The sequence below is a fragment of the Chryseobacterium wanjuense genome, from assembly GCF_900111495.1.
GTDB lineage: Bacteria > Bacteroidota > Bacteroidia > Flavobacteriales > Weeksellaceae > Chryseobacterium > Chryseobacterium wanjuense.
Window position 1 is genome coordinate 969,200 of sequence record NZ_FOIU01000002.1, and the last position, 18,524, is coordinate 987,723.

Consider the following 18,524-nt stretch of genomic DNA (forward strand, 5'->3'; position numbering starts at 1 on the left):
AAATTCAGGTTAAAAGAAATTACTCTTTCGTCTGAACCTTTATAGGGCAAATATCAATGCTGGTAACGACAAAAACTGGCGTATAAAAATAAAATTGATTCGAAAAATAGTTTGTGCGAACAGCCGCTTATTTGCCGGAATTTTGTACATTTAATTAAACCTATAACCCAAAACGTTGTATGAAAGCCTTTTCCCGATTGATATTTGCTGTTTGTTTTCTTATCGGAATGATAACTCAGGCTCAGAATAATTATCCCCAGAATTATTTCAGAAACCCTTTAAATATTCCAATAAATCTTGCGGCTAATTTTGGCGCTGTCCGTTCCAATCATTTTCACATGGGATTGGATATTCGAACCAACAGTCAAGAAAATTTACAAGTAGTTGCCGCCGCAGATGGATATGTAAGTCGGATAAAAGTGGAACGATATGGTTTTGGAAATGCCGTTTATATCACCCATCCGAATGGCTACACCACCGTTTATGCCCATTTAAATAAGTATTTCGATAAGCTCGATGAATACGTAAAAGAGCGGCAATATAAAGACGAAAAATGGGAACAGGATATTATTTTCTCACCGGATCAGTTTCCTGTGACGAAAGGACAGCTCATTGCTTTGAGTGGGAATACGGGAGGTTCCGCTGGTCCGCATTTGCATTTTGAAATCAGGGACACAAAAACGGAAGAATGCATCAATCCGCTGCTTTTTGGGTTTGCTATTCCAGATAATGTTGCGCCGATTATCAGTGGATTGTATTGGTACGATCGACGTTTCAGTACCTATGAACCCGGAGCGAATGGAATTGCGGTGAAAAAAGCAGGAAATGTCTATACTTCAAATGTTGTTCAGGTTAATTCTTCTCAAATAAGTTTCGCCATAAAAGCGGTTGATAAGGCTAATCAAGGGTTTAATCTGGGAATTTATGATGCAGAATTATTGATGGATGGAAAATTAATTTATCATTTTAAAATTGATAAAGTACATTACAATGATACCCGTTATTTGAATGGCTGTATTGATTATACAAAATTCGTCCGCGATAAAATGAGCATTCAGCATTTGTCGACTTTACCGGGAATGAAATTGAAAGATTACAGCTCCGGATCAGATGGAATTATCAATCTTCAGGATAACGAAATTCACAATATTGAAATTATTTTAAAAGATATCAAAGGAAACACGAGCCGATTAACAACAAAAATTCAGTTAGCCAAAAACTCAGATAAAGTTTCATCAGGTGATAAAACAGTAAAACCCAACGAAGCCAAAACAATTAAAACAGAAAATGCGGAAATTAATTTAAGCAAAAACGCAGTTTACGATGCTGTAAATTTCACCATGTTCGAAAAATCCGATCCTGAAGCGGTGTCGAATGCTGTTGTTTTAAATGGTTCATACATTCCGGTTCATGATTATTTTACTTTAAAAATAAAGTCCAATAGAAGATTAACAGACGAAGAAAAAAACAAAACAGTCATAGAACTCAATTACGGAAGCGATAAAAATATCATCAAAGCAAAATGGAATGGCGATTGGGCAGAAGAAGAATTCAACAGGCTTGGAACGGCAAGGCTTTTATTCGACAATTCTTTACCATCCATTTCTCCAAGCTGGAAAGACGGAGCTTTGATAAGTTCCGGATTATTAAGATTAAAAGGAACAACCAAAATCGGCGATATAGAATCTTTCCGCGCAGAATTGGATGGGAAATGGCTTCGTTTTGCCAGGGTAAAAGATGATTTCGTCTATATTTTTGATGAAAAATGTCCGAAGAGTTCGGGTTCTCATACATTGAAAGTAACAACGATTAATACGGCAGGAAATACCAATGTGCAGACTTTTACATTTTCGAGATAAACTGTCTAGATTTATTTTTTTGACGCAAAGTTTTATTTCATTGATAATTAAATTTAAGTGAGCAAAGATGAATCAACAAGTTGATTTGATGAAGCTATATTTTCAAGCTTCGCGATGCAAATTTATTTGCCTTTGCAGCCTTAAAAATGAGGATAAAGTAAATAAAATCTTTGCGTTTAAATTATTTAAGCACAAATAGCACAAATGTTTTCACAAATAGACACGAAAATGAAACACAATCATCTGTGAAAATTTGTGTAAATCTGTGGGAGAAAAATTTAATAATCCAATCTTTTAATTTTAATTAAATAAATTTGTCTTCTAAAAATAAAAACCATTGGAATTCTATCCATCGATCGAAAAATCAGACATTCAGGAAATAAAAAAGTTTCAGGAGCAAAAACTTCAGGAACTTTTGATGTATCTTGAAACCCATTCACCTTTTTATCAAAAATTATTCAAAGAAAATAATATCAACATTGCTGATATTCAGACGTTGGAAGATTTGCAAAAAATCCCCACAACCACGAAGAATGATATTCAGCAGAACAACGATGACTTTTTCTGCATCACTCCCGATAAAATTGTGGATTACAGCACCACTTCAGGTACTTTGGGCGATCCTGTAACTTTTGGATTGTCAGACAATGACCTTGAAAGGCTGGCGTACAATGAAGCAATTTCCTTTGCCTGCGCCGGAATTCAAAAAGGGGACGTTGTCCAGATGATTACAACGATTGATAAAAGATTCATGGCCGGACTTGCTTATTTTTTAGGGTTGAGAAAAATGGGAGCAAGCGTCGTGAGAATGGGGCCGGGCATTCCGGAACTTCAGTGGGATTCTATTTTTAGATATAAGCCAAAATATCTGATTACCGTTCCGTCATTTTTGTTAAAAATGATCGATTATGCCGAAAAACATGGAATCGATTATAACAATTCCAGTGTTTACGGTGCAGTTTGTATCGGTGAAAGTATCAAGAATCAGGATTTTACGGATAATATTCTTTCGCAAAAGATCAAAGAAAAGTGGAATATTAAATTATTTTCAACCTACGCTTCTACGGAAATGAGCACTGCTTTTACAGAGTGCGAATTTCAACAGGGAGGTCACCATCATCCGGAATTAATCATCACCGAAATTCTAGATGACGAGGGAAATCTCGTTAAAGAAGGGGAAAGCGGGGAATTAACCATTACGACTTTAGGGGTTGAAGCCATTCCTTTATTAAGATTCAAAACAGGAGATATTGTAAAAGCACACTACGAACCTTGTGGATGTGGCAGAAAAACGATGAGACTGGGTCCGGTGATCGGAAGAAAACAACAGATGATCAAATATAAAGGGACGACTTTGTATCCGCCTGCGATGAATGATATTTTAAATGATTTTAATAACATCTTGTGTTATCAGATTGTAATTCAGTCGAATGAAATAGGGTTGGATGAAATTATCATTAAAGTAAGCACAGACAAAGACAACGAAAATTTTGTGAATGAAATTCGCGACCATTTCCGTGCAAAATTGAGGGTAAGTCCGAAAATTGAATTGATTGATTTTGATGTTTTGTCTAAAGTGGTATTTAATCCAAACAGCAGAAAACCGATCACGTTTATTGATTTGAGATAGATTAATAATGAAATCAGTAAAAAATAATAGGGCAGTTCGCAAGAGCTGCTTTTTTGTAATATATTTGCGGACTCAAAATATTAATAACTATGAAAAAATTATTTCTAATGGTATTCATGGCAATTGCAACGACAGTTTTTGCCCAAAGTAAAATTAATTTCGAATCCGGAAATTTAGATATCCTTAAAGGTCAGAGTGAGGTGAACGTTCAATTTTTATTTGAAAATGCCAAATTTCAAACGGACAATTACACAGAAGAACAGTATCTTGAGAGAAGAAAAAAAGAATCTTTGGAAAAGAAAACTGAAAAGTTCTGGGAATCATGGATTGGAGAATGGAATAATCATAGAAATGTTGTTTTCTTTAATAAATTTATTGATGGGTTAAATGAAAAAGCAAAGAAAATTAAATTTGGAAAAGATTTAAAAACAAAATATACTCTTATCATCGATTCAAAATGGATTTATGCAGGATGGAGCGGATTTGTGATGCAGCCCGGTAAATTATCAACGGAAATAAGAATTGTAGAAACAGATAATCCTTCTAAAGTTTTAACCAAAATTCAAACCGATAAAATTGAAGGTACAGGAAGCAAAGTGAATTATGGAATGGAGTATGGCAGAATCTCTGCAGCATACGAAAAGACAGGAAAAGAATTAGGAAAAGAAATTAAAAATGCTTTAAAATAAACGAAAACGGTCTGAAAAATCAGACCGTTTTTTTATTGTTGCTGCTTCTCCATTCTGATGAGGTTCGCAAGATTTTTTACTACTGTATCGTGTTTTTTCACGAAAGGATTGTCTTTATTCCAGACATAGCCTGCCAAAACTGCGCAGATTTTTCTTTTAACATCGGGATTTTCCGGTCTGTGGAAAAATAACTCCTGAAGATTTCCGGTGTACCATTCCTTCACGTAGGTTGTGAAAACATCAACTCCGTACAGAATATAATCTGCAAATTCTTTTTGCCAGTCCACTTTCTCGCCGTTCAGCTGTCTTATTGCTAATTTTGCAGCGGTCATTCCGCCTTCCGTTGCAAACGCCATTCCCGAAGAGAAAACCGGGTCGAGGAATTCTGAAGCATTTCCCGTCAACGCAAATCCGTCTCCGAATAAGCTCTTCACCGAGCATGAATAATCTTTCAGATGTCTCGGCTCGAAAAGAAAATCTACATTTCCAAAACGTTTTACATAATAATCGGAAAGAGAAATAGCTTTTCTCAAGGCTTCCGTAGTGTCTCCGTTTTCGATCAGTTTTTCAATATATTCTGTAGGCCCTACAATTCCCAAACTTGTATTCCCATTAGAAAAAGGAATTACCCATAGCCAAACTTCAGTTTCAATAATATCAAAAGAAATTAGAGTTCCTTCCACACCTTCCTCTCTGTTAGTATCCTCTACATGGGCAAAAATCGCAGAGTGAGGAGATAATTTTGAAGGTTTTTCCAAATCTAAAAGTCTCGGTAAAACTCTTCCGTAACCACTGGAATCGATCACGAATTTGGCGTGAATTTCCTTCGTTTCACCATCTTTATTTTTTACGGTAGTGATAGAATCTGTGCCATTAAATTCAATACCGATCACTTCTGTTTCAAATTCAAGATCAATACCTTTGTTCATCACTTCCTGAGCAAGAGTATTATCAAAATCAGCTCTCGGAACCTGCCACGTCCAGTCCCAGCCTTCCCCGAATTTGTCGCTGAAATCAAAAAGACAAACTTCGTCGCCACGCAAAAAACGCGCTCCCAGTTTTTTTTCAAAGCCCATTTTATCCAATGCAGGAAAAAGTCCCGCTTCATCAAAGTGATCCATCACCCTTGGAATCAAGCTTTCTCCAACGACCAGTCTTGGAAATTTTGTTTTTTCGACAACTTTTACGTTGACATTGTTCTTCTTTAAGTATGAAGAAGATACGCATCCGGAAGGCCCAGCCCCGATTACAAGCACGTCAACAAATTCTTTGCTCATCTTTGATTTTTTATTTTAATAATAACTTCTATCTTTGCCGCAAAATTAATGACAATTAATTAATAATTACAAAATTATCTTATTATTACTTTTAATTAATGAAAATAAATAACTTTTTAGAACTGAAAGATTTTCAGAGGATTATCATTGAAAATGAAAAAATAGAACTGGATGACACACTTCTTGCCAGAGTGGACGCAAGTTTTCAGTTTTTGAAAGAATTTTCGAAAAATAAAGTAATATATGGTGTGAATACCGGTTTTGGGCCGATGGCTCAGTTCAAAATCAGTGATGAAGATACACACCAGCTTCAGTATAATCTGATCAGAAGCCACTCTTCGGGTATCGGAAATCCGCTTCCTGCGGCTGAAGTTAAAGCCTGCATGCTGGCAAGATTAAATACTTTATCGTTGGGGAATTCAGGGGTGCATCAATCTGTAGTTAATTTACTTAAAGAATTAATAAACAGAGATATTATACCATTGATTTTCGAGCACGGAGGAGTAGGAGCAAGCGGTGACTTGGTACAATTGGCTCACCTGGCGTTGGTTTTAATCGGTGAAGGTGAGGTTTTTTATAAAGGTGAAAGAAAATCTACAAAACAAGTTTTTGAGATTGAAAATTTACAGCCGATTCAGGTGGAAATCCGTGAAGGTCTTGCCTTAATGAACGGAACTTCCGTGATGTCGGGAATTGGTGCTGTTAATGCATACAAAGCCAATCAATTAACCAATATTTCCATTAAATTATCTTGCGCGATCAATGAGATTGTTCAGGCTTACGATGATCACTTGTCTGAAGCTTTAAACGGAACAAAACTTCATGAAGGCCAGCAGAAAATAGCTGCCAAAATGCGCGATCATTTATCTGACAGTCAATTGATCAGAAAAAGAGCAGATCATTTATATACTCACTTTGAAGAGCAGGAAAAAGTATTCAAGGAAAAAGTTCAGGAATATTATTCTTTACGATGTGTTCCGCAGATTTTAGGTCCTGTTTTGGATACGTTAGAATACACTGAAAAAGTATTGGAAAACGAAATCAATTCAGCCAATGATAACCCGATCATCAATGTTGAAGATCAGCACGTTTACCACGGCGGAAACTTCCACGGAGATTATATTTCTTTGGAAATGGACAAGCTGAAAATTGTGGTAACAAAACTTACAATGCTCGCAGAAAGACAATTAAATTATCTTTTAAATGCAAAAATCAACGAAATTTTGCCTCCTTTTGTAAATTTAGGTAAATTAGGTTTCAATTTCGGGATGCAGGGTGTTCAGTTTACGGCAACTTCCACAACGGCGGAAAGCCAGATGTTGTCGAATCCGATGTATGTTCACAGTATTCCGAACAATAATGATAATCAGGATATTGTAAGCATGGGAACAAACGCAGCTGTGATCTGCAGAAAAGTTATCGAAAATGCTTTTGAAGTATTAACGATTGAAGCAATTACCATCGTTCAGGCTATTGAATATCTTGGTTTCCAGGATAAAGTTTCATCAGCAACGAAAGAGTTGTACGATGAGATCAGGAAGATTATTCCGGCTTTCTCAGATGATATGGTGATGTATCCGTATTTGGAGGAAGTGAAAAAATATTTAAAAGCAATGTAATTATTTGATATAATTGATTGTTTAAACTAAGATGAAGAGAATTACTTTTAAAAACTAAAATTACTAACTAACACATGAAATGTGCAATCGTCACAGGCGGCTCTAGAGGAATTGGAAGAGCAATCTGTATAAAACTGGCAGAAGAAAAAAATTATCATATACTCATCAACTACACTTCAAATGAAGCTGCAGCAAAGGAAACACTGGCTAAAGTTGAAGAATTGGGAGCAACGGGAGAAATCCTGAAATTTGATGTGGGAAATGCCGAAGAAACTCAAAAAGTTTTAACGGAATGGCAGGATGCCCATCCTGATGATGTGGTTGAGGTGATCGTAAACAATGCCGGAATTACAAGAGACGGCTTATTCATGTGGATGCCAAGTGAAGATTGGAACGCTGTGATCAACACAAGCTTAAATGGTTTTTTCAACGTAACCAATTTCTTTATCCAAAAATTATTGCGAAATAAATACGGCAGAATCATCAACATGGTTTCTGTTTCCGGAGTAAAAGGAACAGCAGGCCAGACGAATTATTCTGCAGCAAAAGGCGCTTTAGTCGGAGCTACAAAAGCTCTCGCACAGGAAGTCGCAAAAAGAAATATTACTGTAAATGCAGTGGCTCCGGGTTTCATCAGAACGGATATGACGCAGGATTTCAACGAAGATGAATTAAAAGCAATGATTCCTGCCAACAGATTCGGTGAAGCCGAAGAAGTGGCGGATTTAGTGGCGTTTTTAGCTTCTAAAAAGTCATCGTACATTACGGGTGAAATTATTAATATTAACGGAGGAATTTATTCTTAATTAATGTAAAAATATACCAATGTACCAGTTTACCAATTATTGTTACATTGCTAGATTGATACATTGTTAAATTTATAAAGATGGAAAATAGGGTTGTAATTACCGGAATGGGAATTTATTCCTGCATCGGAACTTCTTTGGAAGAAGTGAAAGAATCTTTATTTCAGGGAAAATCCGGGATTGTTTTAGTGGGTGAAAGAAAAGAATTTGGCTTCAGATCAGGACTTACAGGTGTTGTTCCGAAACCGGATCTGAAAAATCTTTTAAGCCGAAGACAACGCGTAAGCATGGGCGAAGAAAGCGAATATGCTTATATTGCCACGCTGGATGCATTAAAACAGGCTAATATTGACCAAGACTTTCTGGATCATAACGAAGTCGGAATTTTATACGGCAACGACAGTGTTTCTCAAGCAGTTGTAGAATCTATCGACATTGCAAGAGAGAAAAAAGATACAACTTTAATGGGATCCGGTGCGATTTTCAAATCTATGAATTCCACCGTGACCATGAACCTTTCCACAATTTTTAAATTAAGAGGAATCAACCTTACCATCAGTGCGGCTTGTGCGAGCGGTTCCCATTCTTTGGGACTGGCTTATATGATGATTAAAAATGGGTTTCAGGATATGATCGTCTGCGGTGGAGCTCAGGAAACCAACAAATATTCGATGGCGAGCTTCGACGGATTAGGCGTTTTTTCGGTAAGAGAAGACGAGCCGACAAAAGCATCAAGACCTTTCGATAAAGACAGAGACGGGCTTATTCCGAGTGGAGGTGCGGCAACTTTAATTGTTGAAAGCTTGGAATCTGCACAGAAAAGAGGCGCAACTATTTTAGCTGAAATCGTTGGTTATGGGTTTTCTTCAAACGGCGGACATATTTCCACACCGAATGTCGACGGGCCGGCTTTAGCGATGGACAGAGCCTTGAAACAATCGGGATTGGCAGCAAAAGACATCGATTATATTAATGCTCATGCGACTTCCACACCGATTGGCGATGCAAACGAAGCCAAAGCGATCTACGAAATTTTCGGAAGTGAAGTTCCGGTGAGTTCTACAAAATCCATGACCGGCCACGAATGCTGGATGGCAGGGGCAAGTGAAGTGATCTACTCGATTCTGATGATGCAGAATGATTTCGTAGCACCCAATATCAATCTGGAAAGTCCTGACGATGAGGCGAAAAAGATAAATTTGGTCGCTAAAACAAAAAGTCAAAAAATTGACGTATTTTTGTCGAATTCTTTCGGATTTGGGGGAACAAATTCGGCACTAATTGTTAAAAAATTTGAATAAAAACATGGAAAGGGAAAAAATTGTTGCGATCGTCAACGACTTTTTGGTTAATGAGTTTGAGGTAGACGGCGATGAAATCAGCAATGAGGCAAATTTAAAAACGACTTTAGGCTTAGACAGCTTAGATTATATTGATATGGTTGTGGTGATAGAATCTAATTTCGGAGTGAAATTGGGCGAAGCAGACTTCAAGAAAATGATCACTTTTGATGACTTCTACTCAACTATCGAGAACAAAATCGCTGAAAAAAAAGCTTAATTATTGATTGAAAATCTACTCTAAAAAAATGTAACAATATAGCAATCTAGCAGTTTACCAATGTTTAAAAATATTGTTACATTGTTAGACTGATACATTGTTAAATTAAAATTATGAACAAGTGGAAAGGTAAATCTAAAGGCACAATATTAGGATACAAAATATTCGTCTGGTGCATTAGAAATATCGGGATCCGGAGTTCATATTTTGTGCTTTATTTTGTTGCTGCCTATTACTTTATATTCGAAAAAAAGAGCAACCGGTATATTTCATACTATTTCAAAAAAAGACTCAGCTACGACTCCTGGAAGACAAAACTTTCTGTTTATAAAAGTTATTTCACCTTTGGAAAGGTTTTGATTGATAAAACAGCTATTTCCGCGGGATTAAGAGATAAATATACCTACGAATTCGACGGAATAGAAAATCTTCGAAACCTTTTGGCAGAAAAAAAAGGCGGCGTACTTATTAGTGCCCACATCGGAAATTTCGAAATCGCAGAACATTTTTTTGCTGAGATTGATTTCGATTGCCAGATTAATTTAGTGACTACAGACCAGGAAGTTACGGTCATTAAAGAATATCTTGAAAGTGTTTCTGTTAAAAAAAGCAATATCAAATTTATTTACGTAAAAGGCGATATGTCGCATATTTTCGACATCAATGAAGCGTTGTCGAAAAATGAACTGATCTGTTTTACAGGCGACCGGTATTTCGAAGGATCCAAGTTCCTTGAGGGCGATCTTCTCGGAAAAAGTGCCAAATTCCCGGCAGGTCCTTTCCTTATTGCCTCCCGATTGGGCGTTCCTGTGGTATATGTCTATGTGATGAAGGAAAAAAATCTTCATTATCATTTATTTGCAAGGGTGGCTCAAAACGTCAAAAAGCGTGATGCACAGGGACTTTTGAATTCTTATACCCAAAATTTGGAATCTATGATTAAAAAATATCCTCTTCAATGGTTCAATTACTTCGATTTTTGGGACGATATTGATTAATTTTTCAATATTTTTAGGGCAGCTTTTCCGCCTTCCGCTCCCAATCTTTTTTGCCTAAGCTTTCCCAAAGCAAAAAAGGATTTCCGCTCAAGTCGGGCTGCGAACAATTCAACGTTGATGAAAAATTAATCTCCTTGAAAAAAACATACGACATATTGGTTATCGGCAGCGGACTGGGAGGTCTTGTTTCGGCTCTTGTTTTAGCGAAAGAAGGTCTGAAAGTCTGTGTCTTGGAGAAAAACAACCAATATGGCGGAAATCTGCAGACATTTTCACGGGACAAAATGATTTTCGATACCGGAGTTCATTATCTTGGCGGGCTTTCAAAAGGACAAAATCTTCATCAGTTCTTTTCTTATCTGGAGATCATGGATGAGCTGGAACTTCAGAAAATGGATGAAAACGGATATGACAAAATCACTTTCGGCAACGATGAAATTGAGTATTCTCACGCTCAGGGTTACGAAAATTTTGTAGAACAGCTGTCAAAATATTTTCCTGAAGAAAGAGAAAATCTGGAAGATTACTGTGAAGAGATTCAGCGGGTTTGTAACCATTTTCCGAGATATAATGTGGTCGGAAGAGACTATTACAGTGAAGAAATTCTCCATCTCAATACCAAGAGATTCATCGAATCGATTACCCAGAATAAAAAACTACAATCTGTCTTATTAGGTTCAAATTTTTTATACGGCGGGGATTCTGAAAATGTCCCGTTTTATGTGCATGCTTTGACGGTGAATTCTTACATTCAGAGTGCCTATAAATGTGTAAAAGGAGGCAGCCAGATTTCAAAATTACTGATCCGGAAGCTCCGTCAGTACGGTGCGGAAGTTCATAAACATGCTGAAGTTTCAGAATTGATTTTTGATGAAAAAGATACTTTAACGGGTGTAAAAACTAAAGCAGGAAAAGAATATTCGGCGAAACAATTTATTTCAAATATTGAAATTCGTTCGATGATTAAACTGATTGGAGAGGAAAGATTGAAAAAGTCTTTTTTGAACAGGGTGTTCAGCTGGGAACCTGTTTCATCTTGTTTCAGTGTTTATTTGGTTTTAAAACCACATTCAATTTCGAATTTTAACTATAATATTTACCATTATACATCAGATGAGCTGGTTTGGAAGGCTCATCAATACAAAGAAGAAACCTGGCCGGAAACCTATATGCTTTCTTCTACACCATCGAAGCATTATCCCGAATTTGCAGAAAGCCTCACAACGATTTCCTATATGGATTTTGATGAAGTAAAAAAATGGGAAAATACGTTCAATACAATTGCAGATGAGCATGAAAGAGGAGAAATGTATGACAAGTTTAAAATGGAAAAGGCAGAAAAAATGATTGATGCTTTGGAGAAAAAAATTCCGGATTTGAGAAGTTTCATTAAAAAAATTTATACTTCTTCGCCTTTATCTTATCGAGATTATATCGGAAGTTTTGAAGGGAATATGTACGGCTACATCAAGAGTTCTGAAAATCCTTTGAAAACAATGGTTTCTCCACGAACAAAGATTAATAATCTCTTTCTTACAGGGCAATCGGTAAACATGCACGGGATTCTGGGCTGCACGATCGGGGCTTTCAACACCTGCGCTGAAATTCTCGGGAAAGAATTGATCGATGAAAGATTAACACAACTGATTAATAAAAATAAAGGTGAAGAATAGAGGACAAAATATGCAGTTGGTTGTCATTCAGAATGAAGCAGAGCGAAGCGAAGAATCTAAACAATTTGGAATAGATTTTTCCTTCCGTCGAAATGACAGAGTTTTAATTTTACTGTTTTTCAGCCTCAGCCTTATCCTCAATCTTACCTCTTGTGGTGTAAGAAAATCCATCAGACATATTCCTGAAGTACAACAATATTCATTAGAAATTCCAAAAGTCAATAAAATCAATGACTCTACTTTTAGTTTTAAAGAAAATTATTTAACTAAAAATAAACAGCAGCTTTGGGAGCTTTATATTAAAGGAAATCCATTGCAGCTGGGCTATAATAATGGTGCTTTAACACAGGATTTAATGCAAAGACAGGAAGAAATTTTCTTTTCAAAAGTAGAAGGTTTTGTCCCATCAAAGTTTAAGCAAAATTTATTGAGAGGTTTCCTAAAATGGTACAACCGCAAAATGTACCTGAATGTCCGTGAAGATTATCAGGCAGAATTGTATGGATTATCTCAGTATTCATCGGACAAATATGATTTTATTGCCCCAAAATATCTTCGAAATTTATATTTACACGGAGCCCACGATATCGGTCACGCAATGCAGGATCTGATGATGGTTGGCTGTACTTCTCTCGCCGTTTGGAACGAAAATACGGAAGACGGGGATTTATTGATCGGGAGAAATTTTGACTTTTATGTCGGTGATGATTTCGCCAAAAATAAATTAATCGAATTTGTAGAACCGGAAATAGGAATTCCTTATATGTCAGTAAGTTGGCCGGGAATGACCGGTGTGGTTTCGGGGATGAATGAAGAAGGGATTACCGTAACAATCAACGCCGGAAAATCGAAAATTCCGTTGACGGCAAAAACGCCGATTTCTTTGGTGACGAGAGAGATTTTGCAATATGCGAAAAATATCGATGAGGCGATAGCGATTGCCAAAAAGAGAAAAGTTTTCGTTTCAGAATCGATTTTGGTGGGAAGTGCGAATGATAAAAGTGCTGTAATTATTGAAGTTTCACCGGATAATTTCGGAGTCTATAAAGCTAAAAATACAAGCCGTGTTTTTTGTACCAACCACTTTCAGTCAGATGCTTATAAAGATGATAAAAGAAATCAAAAACACATTGCAGAAAGCCATTCTGAGTACCGTTATGAAAAGCTGCAGGAGCTTTTACAGGAAAACAAAAAGCTGAATCCGGAAAAAATGGCAGCGATTTTAAGGGATAAATCAGGCTTAAAAGGTGATAAAATTGGTTTGGGAAATGAAAAGGCGCTGAATCAGTTGCTGGCACATCATGCGGTGATTTTTTCGCCTCAGAAAAAGTTGGTTTGGGTTTCTTCAAATCCTTATCAATTGGGAGAATTTGTCTGTTATGACCTGAACGAAATTTTTTCCGATAAAAGATTAAAAAACGGAAAATTTGCAAAATCAGATTTGAATATTGCGAAAGATTCTTTTGTAGATTCTCAGGAGTTTAAAAATTATGAGGAATACAAAAAATTAAGCACAAAAATGGAAGAGGGAATCGATGATAAAGCAAAAATGTTCTCGGAAGAATTTATCAATCATTATCAAGCCTTAAATCCTGATTTTTGGTTCGTATACTACCAAGCCGGGAAGTGTTATTTTAATAAAAAAGAATATTTTAAAGCAAAAATTCAATTTGAAAAAGCGCTGACGAAAGAAATTACCACGGTTCCGGATAAAGAGAATGTCGAAAAATATTTGAAGAAAACTAATAAAAAAATAAAGAATTAACATGAAGAAAATTTTAAGTCTATTTTTAATTTTAACAGTATTATTTTCATTTGCACAAGACAAAAAAGAAGCCGGAAATCTTTTCATTAAAGCATTATTTAGTGAAAAAAATATAGAAGAAGCACATACATTTTTTGATCCCTCGGTTGGGGCACAAATTTCTGTGGCAGAATTAAAATCTTTGCCGGAACAGCTTGAAGGACAATTGGGTAAGTTTAAAAATATTATTGAAATAAACAATGAAAATGACACGTATTATTTTTATTCAGAATTTGAAAAATCGAAATTAGATATCCAGATTACTTTTAATCAAAACAATAAAATCATTGGATTTTATTTTATTCCTCACAAGATTTTTGATAAAGCGGATGATAAAACTGCTTTGCAGATAAGAAGTGATGGTATTCAGTTGAAAGGAACCCTTCTGCAGCCGACAGAAAACAATCAGAAAAAATTAGTCATTTTGGTTCATGGTTCAGGACCGCAGGATCGTGATGAGACGATTGGTGAAAACAAACCATTCAAAGATATTGCAGAATACCTTTATAAAAACGGGATTTCTTCTTATCGATACGATAAAAGGACGTATTCGAATCCTGAAACTTTTAATGACCAGTCAACGGTTGAACAGGAAACGATTAATGATGCGGTAAATATTTCTAATTATTTCAAAAACAACGAAAATTTTAAAGGATATCAGATTATTATTCTGGGACACAGTCAGGGAGCTTATCTGATGCCGAAAATTGCGGAAAAAGCTCAGGTTTCAAAATATATTTTTATGGCGGGAAATGCAAGACCCCTGCAAGATCTGCTTGTTGATCAGTTTGAATATCTTCATAAAATAAATCCATCAAGTATTTCTGAGAAAGACGTTCAGGATATGAAAACGAAAGTTGATTTTCTGAATTCTAAAAAATTTAATCTGAATGCTCCAAAATCGGAACTTCCTTTAGAGCAATCAGCCGCTTATTGGAAATATTTGGTTGATTATAAACCTCTTGAAGAAATAAAATCAATCAAAGCTCCAATGTTTTTTGCGCAGGGCGGAATGGATTATCAGGTTAGTGCAAAAGATTATGCACTTTGGAAAAATCAGTTAAAAAACAATAAGTTGGCAGAATTTAAGTTTTACCAGCCTTTGAGCCATTTATTCATGAAAACATCCGGGACACCTTCTCCGAAAGATTATGAGACCAAAGGAAATGTGGATGAGGGATTTTTAACGGATCTTACCCAATTTATTTTGAAGTAAGTTTATGTTTTATATAGGGTTATTCCTTGTTTTGTTGATTAATTCATTTTGATTTTCTGTTTTTATTTTAATATTTTAATCAAATTCTTTATTTTATTGTAAAAAATTTATTATCGTGTAGATTTATTATTTATATTTATTCGTTTTTTTTAAATGATTAAATGAATGAGAAAAATCTACTTACTATTTGTTTTTTGTTTCCTGATTTTGTTTTCGTGTAAAAGCGATGAACATATCGACAGCGTTGAAACTGAAAGTCCTGTAGTTAATTTTAATATTGATGCAGTTCCTTATTCCAAACTATCTACGTATGCTTTTTTTAAGGGAGATCTTAAAAATTTAGATCCGGTCGCTAAAGTAATTCCTTACGAGCCTGCGAGCTCTCTTTTTACCGACTATGCTTTAAAAAAGAGATTTATCTGGATGCCAAATGATGTAAAAGCAAGTTATGATGCAGACGATAAATCATTGAATTTCCCTGTTGGAACTGTCTTGATTAAAAACTTCTACTACAACACAATACAACCCGGAAATACCACTAAAATTCTCGAAACCCGCTTAATGATCAAAAAATCAAGCGGCTGGATTTTCGCAGAATATTTATGGAATGATGCCCAGATTGAAGCCGAATTGGTGACGGGAACAGATTTTACAAGCGGAAGTTCAAAGAATATTACCTTCAAAAAAGAAAATGGTGATATTATCACTACCGATTACAGAATTCCTTCTGAAACAGAATGTTACGCCTGCCATAAATTGGATAACAAACCCGTTCCAATTGGTGTAAAACCTCAAAACCTTAACGGTTCATACAATTATCCCAACGGACTGAAAAACCAGTTGCAAAAGCTGGTGGACGAAGGTTATCTTCAGAGCTATCCCTCCAATATCGTTTCTACGGTGAATTATAAGGATACCAGCAAGCCTTTGGATATTCGTTTACGTTCTTACCTGGATATCAACTGTGCACATTGTCATCAGGATAATGCCCGCTGCGATTACCGCGCCATACGTTTAAGCTTCAGCCAGACGACGAACCTGGCGAAAATGGGAGTTTGTATACTGGCAGATGAGCCTATAGATCCGTCATTGGAGAGAATCATCACGCCCGGAAATCCTAATAAATCGGTGATGCATTTCAGGCTTAGCTCTGTCAATGAAAACAACAGAATGCCTTTATTAGGAAGGACGATAGTTCATGATGAAGGTGTTGATCTTTTAAAACAATGGATTTCTTCATTAAACCAAAATTGTCCATAAAAAATTAATAACAAACTTATAACTCATGAAAAAAATATTCCCCTTTTTTGTTTTATTATTGAATAGCACATGGGTACTTGCACAGCTCACATGTGCTACAGCTGTTCCCCTCAGTGTGGGAACCATTACCGCTCCTAATGTTACAGGAGATGCACCGACAACCGCCTGCTCTTTAGGCACGCCGGGATCAAAAGGCTTATGGTATAAATATACTCCAACAGAGAATAAGACGATTAAAGTTACCACTTCAGCGGCAGGATCAAATAATGCAGATACACGATTGATCGTATTTACCGGAAACTGTACAGCATTGAGCTGCCTTATTGCCAATGACGATTTTGCAGGAAATTTTTCTCAGGTAACCTTTAATGCCGTGGCCGGAACGACTTATTATATTGTATGTGATAATAAATATTCTTCTTTAGGATTTAATATTACACTTTCTGAAGTGGTTGTTGTGCCGGATCGCTTATCTTTCATTCCGCAATCGGTGTCCAGTACAGGATCTTTTAATAATTGTGTGGTGGATATGAACGGAGATTATCTCGATGATATTGTTTCCGTGATAAGTGCGACTCAAATAATGATTTCTTATCAACAAACCGGCGGTGGATTTACCAATGTAAGCTATACAGTTCCTACGACTATAATCACTCCGTCATGGAGCATTGCGGCAGGAGATTATGACAATAATGGCTTTAATGATCTTGTGTACGGTTCGGGAAGCGGAATAGCTTTTTTAAAGGCCAATTCAGACGGAACGGCTTATACTTCAGACAGAAAACAGCAATCTTTTTTAGTTCAGAGAACCAATTTTATTGATATTAATAATGACGGAAAATTAGATGCATTCATTTGTGATGATAATGCTCCGAACAGATATTATTTAAATGATGGCACGAATATGAACCATAATCAGGGCGGATTGGGAGATTTTCCTTCCGGCGGAAATTACGGTTCTATATGGATCGACTATGATAACGATGGAGATATGGATCTCTATATCGCAAAATGCAGTGGAGGAGGTTCAGGACCTGGTGGAAATATTGATGAACTGCACAGAAATAACGGAAACGGAACATTTACAAACGTTGCAGCTACAGCAAATATGGCGAATCCTACTCAGACATGGTCTGCAGCATGGGGAGATTTTAATAATGACGGATGGATGGATGCCGTGGTGGGAATTAATTCCACAAGCAATGGTTTAAGCAAAGTAATGAAGAATAACGGGGACGGAACATTTACGGATAAATCTGCAGGTTCAGGTTATGACACGACCAATGCTTTAAGCAGGGAATATGTTGCCCACGATTTTGATAATGATGGATTTTTGGATGTTTTAGGAGCCGGAAATACGATAATGTTCGGAAATGGAGATTTTACATTTGTTCCCAATCCAACGGCTTATAATCTAAGTTATTACGATCGTCCGATCGGAGATTTGAACAACGATGGATTCCTAGACATTCAGAATGGGAATACTGTAATGATGAATGCCGGAAATACGAATAAATGGCTGAAAGTAACCTTAAAAGGTACACAAAGCAACAGAAACGGAATCGGAGCCAGAGTGGAGATCTATGGAGCATGGGGAAAACAGATCCGTGATATCCAGAGTGGAACAGGATTCGGAAATATGAGCACATTGAATGCACATTTCGGAATTGGTCAGGCTACAGCGATCACAAAGGTTATCGTAAAATGGCCTTCAGGAATTGTTGATGTGATTAATAATGTAACCCCAAATACAACACTGAACGTCGTAGAAGGAACATTCTTAGATACCAAAGAAGTTCAGACGTCCCAGGAAACCTTCACGATTTATCCGAATCCGACGCATGATATCATCAGCTTTAAAACTACAAATGACTTTATTCCGGTAGATGCCAAAGTCTACGAAATGAGCGGAAGAATGGTGTTACAAACAAAAGTTGAACGAAATTCAATCTCTATCAAACAGCTGAATACAGGTAATTATTTACTGATTGTAATGGATAAAAACGGTAAAACGTATTCACAGAAAGTGACTAAGAAATAATAAAATTTAATATAATGAATTGCTGCAAGGTCGAAAGGCTTTGCAGTTTTTTAATGTTTAAACTTTTATTTTAACCACAAAAGAGACAAAAG

Annotated in this window: 14 protein-coding genes; 13 read left to right on the forward strand and 1 reads right to left on the reverse strand. The window is 36.3% G+C overall.

What is annotated here, in order from left to right:
• Window positions 1-179 precede the first annotated feature (179 nt).
• The 3 genes from BMX24_RS21465 to BMX24_RS16225 all read left to right on the forward strand — a co-directional run bounded on the left by BMX24_RS21465 (window position 180) and on the right by BMX24_RS16225 (window position 4,178).
• Entirely contained in the window at window positions 180-1,859 is a 1,680-nt protein-coding gene (locus tag BMX24_RS21465; protein WP_089794540.1) for a M23 family metallopeptidase, read from the forward strand.
• A 337-nt stretch (window positions 1,860-2,196) separates the two neighbouring features.
• On the forward strand, window positions 2,197-3,489 hold the full coding sequence (locus tag BMX24_RS16220) for a flexirubin biosynthesis putative acyl-CoA ligase FlxY (RefSeq protein ID WP_089794542.1): 1,293 nt from the start codon (window positions 2,197-2,199) through the stop codon (window positions 3,487-3,489).
• Window positions 3,490-3,578: 89 nt separating this feature from the next.
• Window positions 3,579-4,178 carry a hypothetical protein gene (locus BMX24_RS16225; protein WP_089794544.1) on the forward strand — a complete coding sequence of 200 codons (600 nt, stop codon included), beginning with the start codon at window positions 3,579-3,581 and terminating at the stop codon, window positions 4,176-4,178.
• Window positions 4,179-4,210: 32 nt separating this feature from the next.
• Here the strand turns inward: BMX24_RS16225 and BMX24_RS16230 are convergent, their stop codons facing one another.
• Window positions 4,211-5,455 (reverse strand): NAD(P)/FAD-dependent oxidoreductase, encoded by a 1,245-nt coding sequence (locus tag BMX24_RS16230; RefSeq protein WP_089794545.1) that lies wholly within the window; start codon window positions 5,453-5,455, stop codon window positions 4,211-4,213.
• 98 nt (window positions 5,456-5,553) lie between these two features.
• Between BMX24_RS16230 and BMX24_RS16235 the strand changes: the two genes are divergently transcribed.
• The 10 genes from BMX24_RS16235 (at window position 5,554) to BMX24_RS16280 (ending at window position 18,432) form a co-directional block, all read left to right on the forward strand.
• Entirely contained in the window at window positions 5,554-7,074 is a 1,521-nt protein-coding gene (locus BMX24_RS16235) for a flexirubin biosynthesis tyrosine ammonia-lyase FlxA (RefSeq protein ID WP_089794548.1), read from the forward strand.
• Between the two features lie 74 nt (window positions 7,075-7,148).
• Window positions 7,149-7,880, forward strand: a complete 732-nt coding sequence (fabG, locus tag BMX24_RS16240; RefSeq protein ID WP_089794550.1) for a flexirubin biosynthesis SDR family reductase FlxB — start codon at window positions 7,149-7,151, stop codon at window positions 7,878-7,880.
• Window positions 7,881-7,960: 80 nt separating this feature from the next.
• The gene (locus tag BMX24_RS16245) at window positions 7,961-9,181 is read left to right on the forward strand and encodes a beta-ketoacyl-[acyl-carrier-protein] synthase family protein (RefSeq protein ID WP_089794552.1); all 1,221 of its coding nucleotides are present in this window, start codon (window positions 7,961-7,963) and stop codon (window positions 9,179-9,181) included.
• A 4-nt stretch (window positions 9,182-9,185) separates the two neighbouring features.
• Window positions 9,186-9,440, forward strand: a complete 255-nt coding sequence (locus BMX24_RS16250) for a phosphopantetheine-binding protein (RefSeq protein ID WP_089794760.1) — start codon at window positions 9,186-9,188, stop codon at window positions 9,438-9,440.
• Between the two features lie 113 nt (window positions 9,441-9,553).
• The gene (locus tag BMX24_RS16255) at window positions 9,554-10,438 is read left to right on the forward strand and encodes an LpxL/LpxP family acyltransferase (RefSeq protein WP_089794555.1); all 885 of its coding nucleotides are present in this window, start codon (window positions 9,554-9,556) and stop codon (window positions 10,436-10,438) included.
• Between the two features lie 134 nt (window positions 10,439-10,572).
• Entirely contained in the window at window positions 10,573-12,111 is a 1,539-nt protein-coding gene (locus BMX24_RS16260) for a phytoene desaturase family protein (RefSeq protein WP_089794762.1), read from the forward strand.
• Complete coding sequence (locus tag BMX24_RS16265) at window positions 12,101-13,876, forward strand: C45 family autoproteolytic acyltransferase/hydolase (protein WP_228404876.1); 1,776 nt, start codon at window positions 12,101-12,103, stop codon at window positions 13,874-13,876. The genes BMX24_RS16260 and BMX24_RS16265 overlap by 11 nt, the downstream gene beginning before the upstream one ends.
• Window position 13,877: 1 nt before the next feature.
• Window positions 13,878-15,131: an alpha/beta hydrolase gene (locus tag BMX24_RS16270; protein WP_228404879.1), complete on the forward strand. Its 1,254-nt coding sequence runs from the start codon at window positions 13,878-13,880 to the stop codon at window positions 15,129-15,131.
• A 165-nt stretch (window positions 15,132-15,296) separates the two neighbouring features.
• Window positions 15,297-16,391: a hypothetical protein gene (locus BMX24_RS16275; protein ID WP_089794560.1), complete on the forward strand. Its 1,095-nt coding sequence runs from the start codon at window positions 15,297-15,299 to the stop codon at window positions 16,389-16,391.
• A gap of 25 nt (window positions 16,392-16,416) precedes the next feature.
• Window positions 16,417-18,432, forward strand: a complete 2,016-nt coding sequence (locus BMX24_RS16280) for an FG-GAP-like repeat-containing protein (protein ID WP_089794562.1) — start codon at window positions 16,417-16,419, stop codon at window positions 18,430-18,432.
• The last annotated feature ends 92 nt before the right edge of the window (window positions 18,433-18,524 follow it).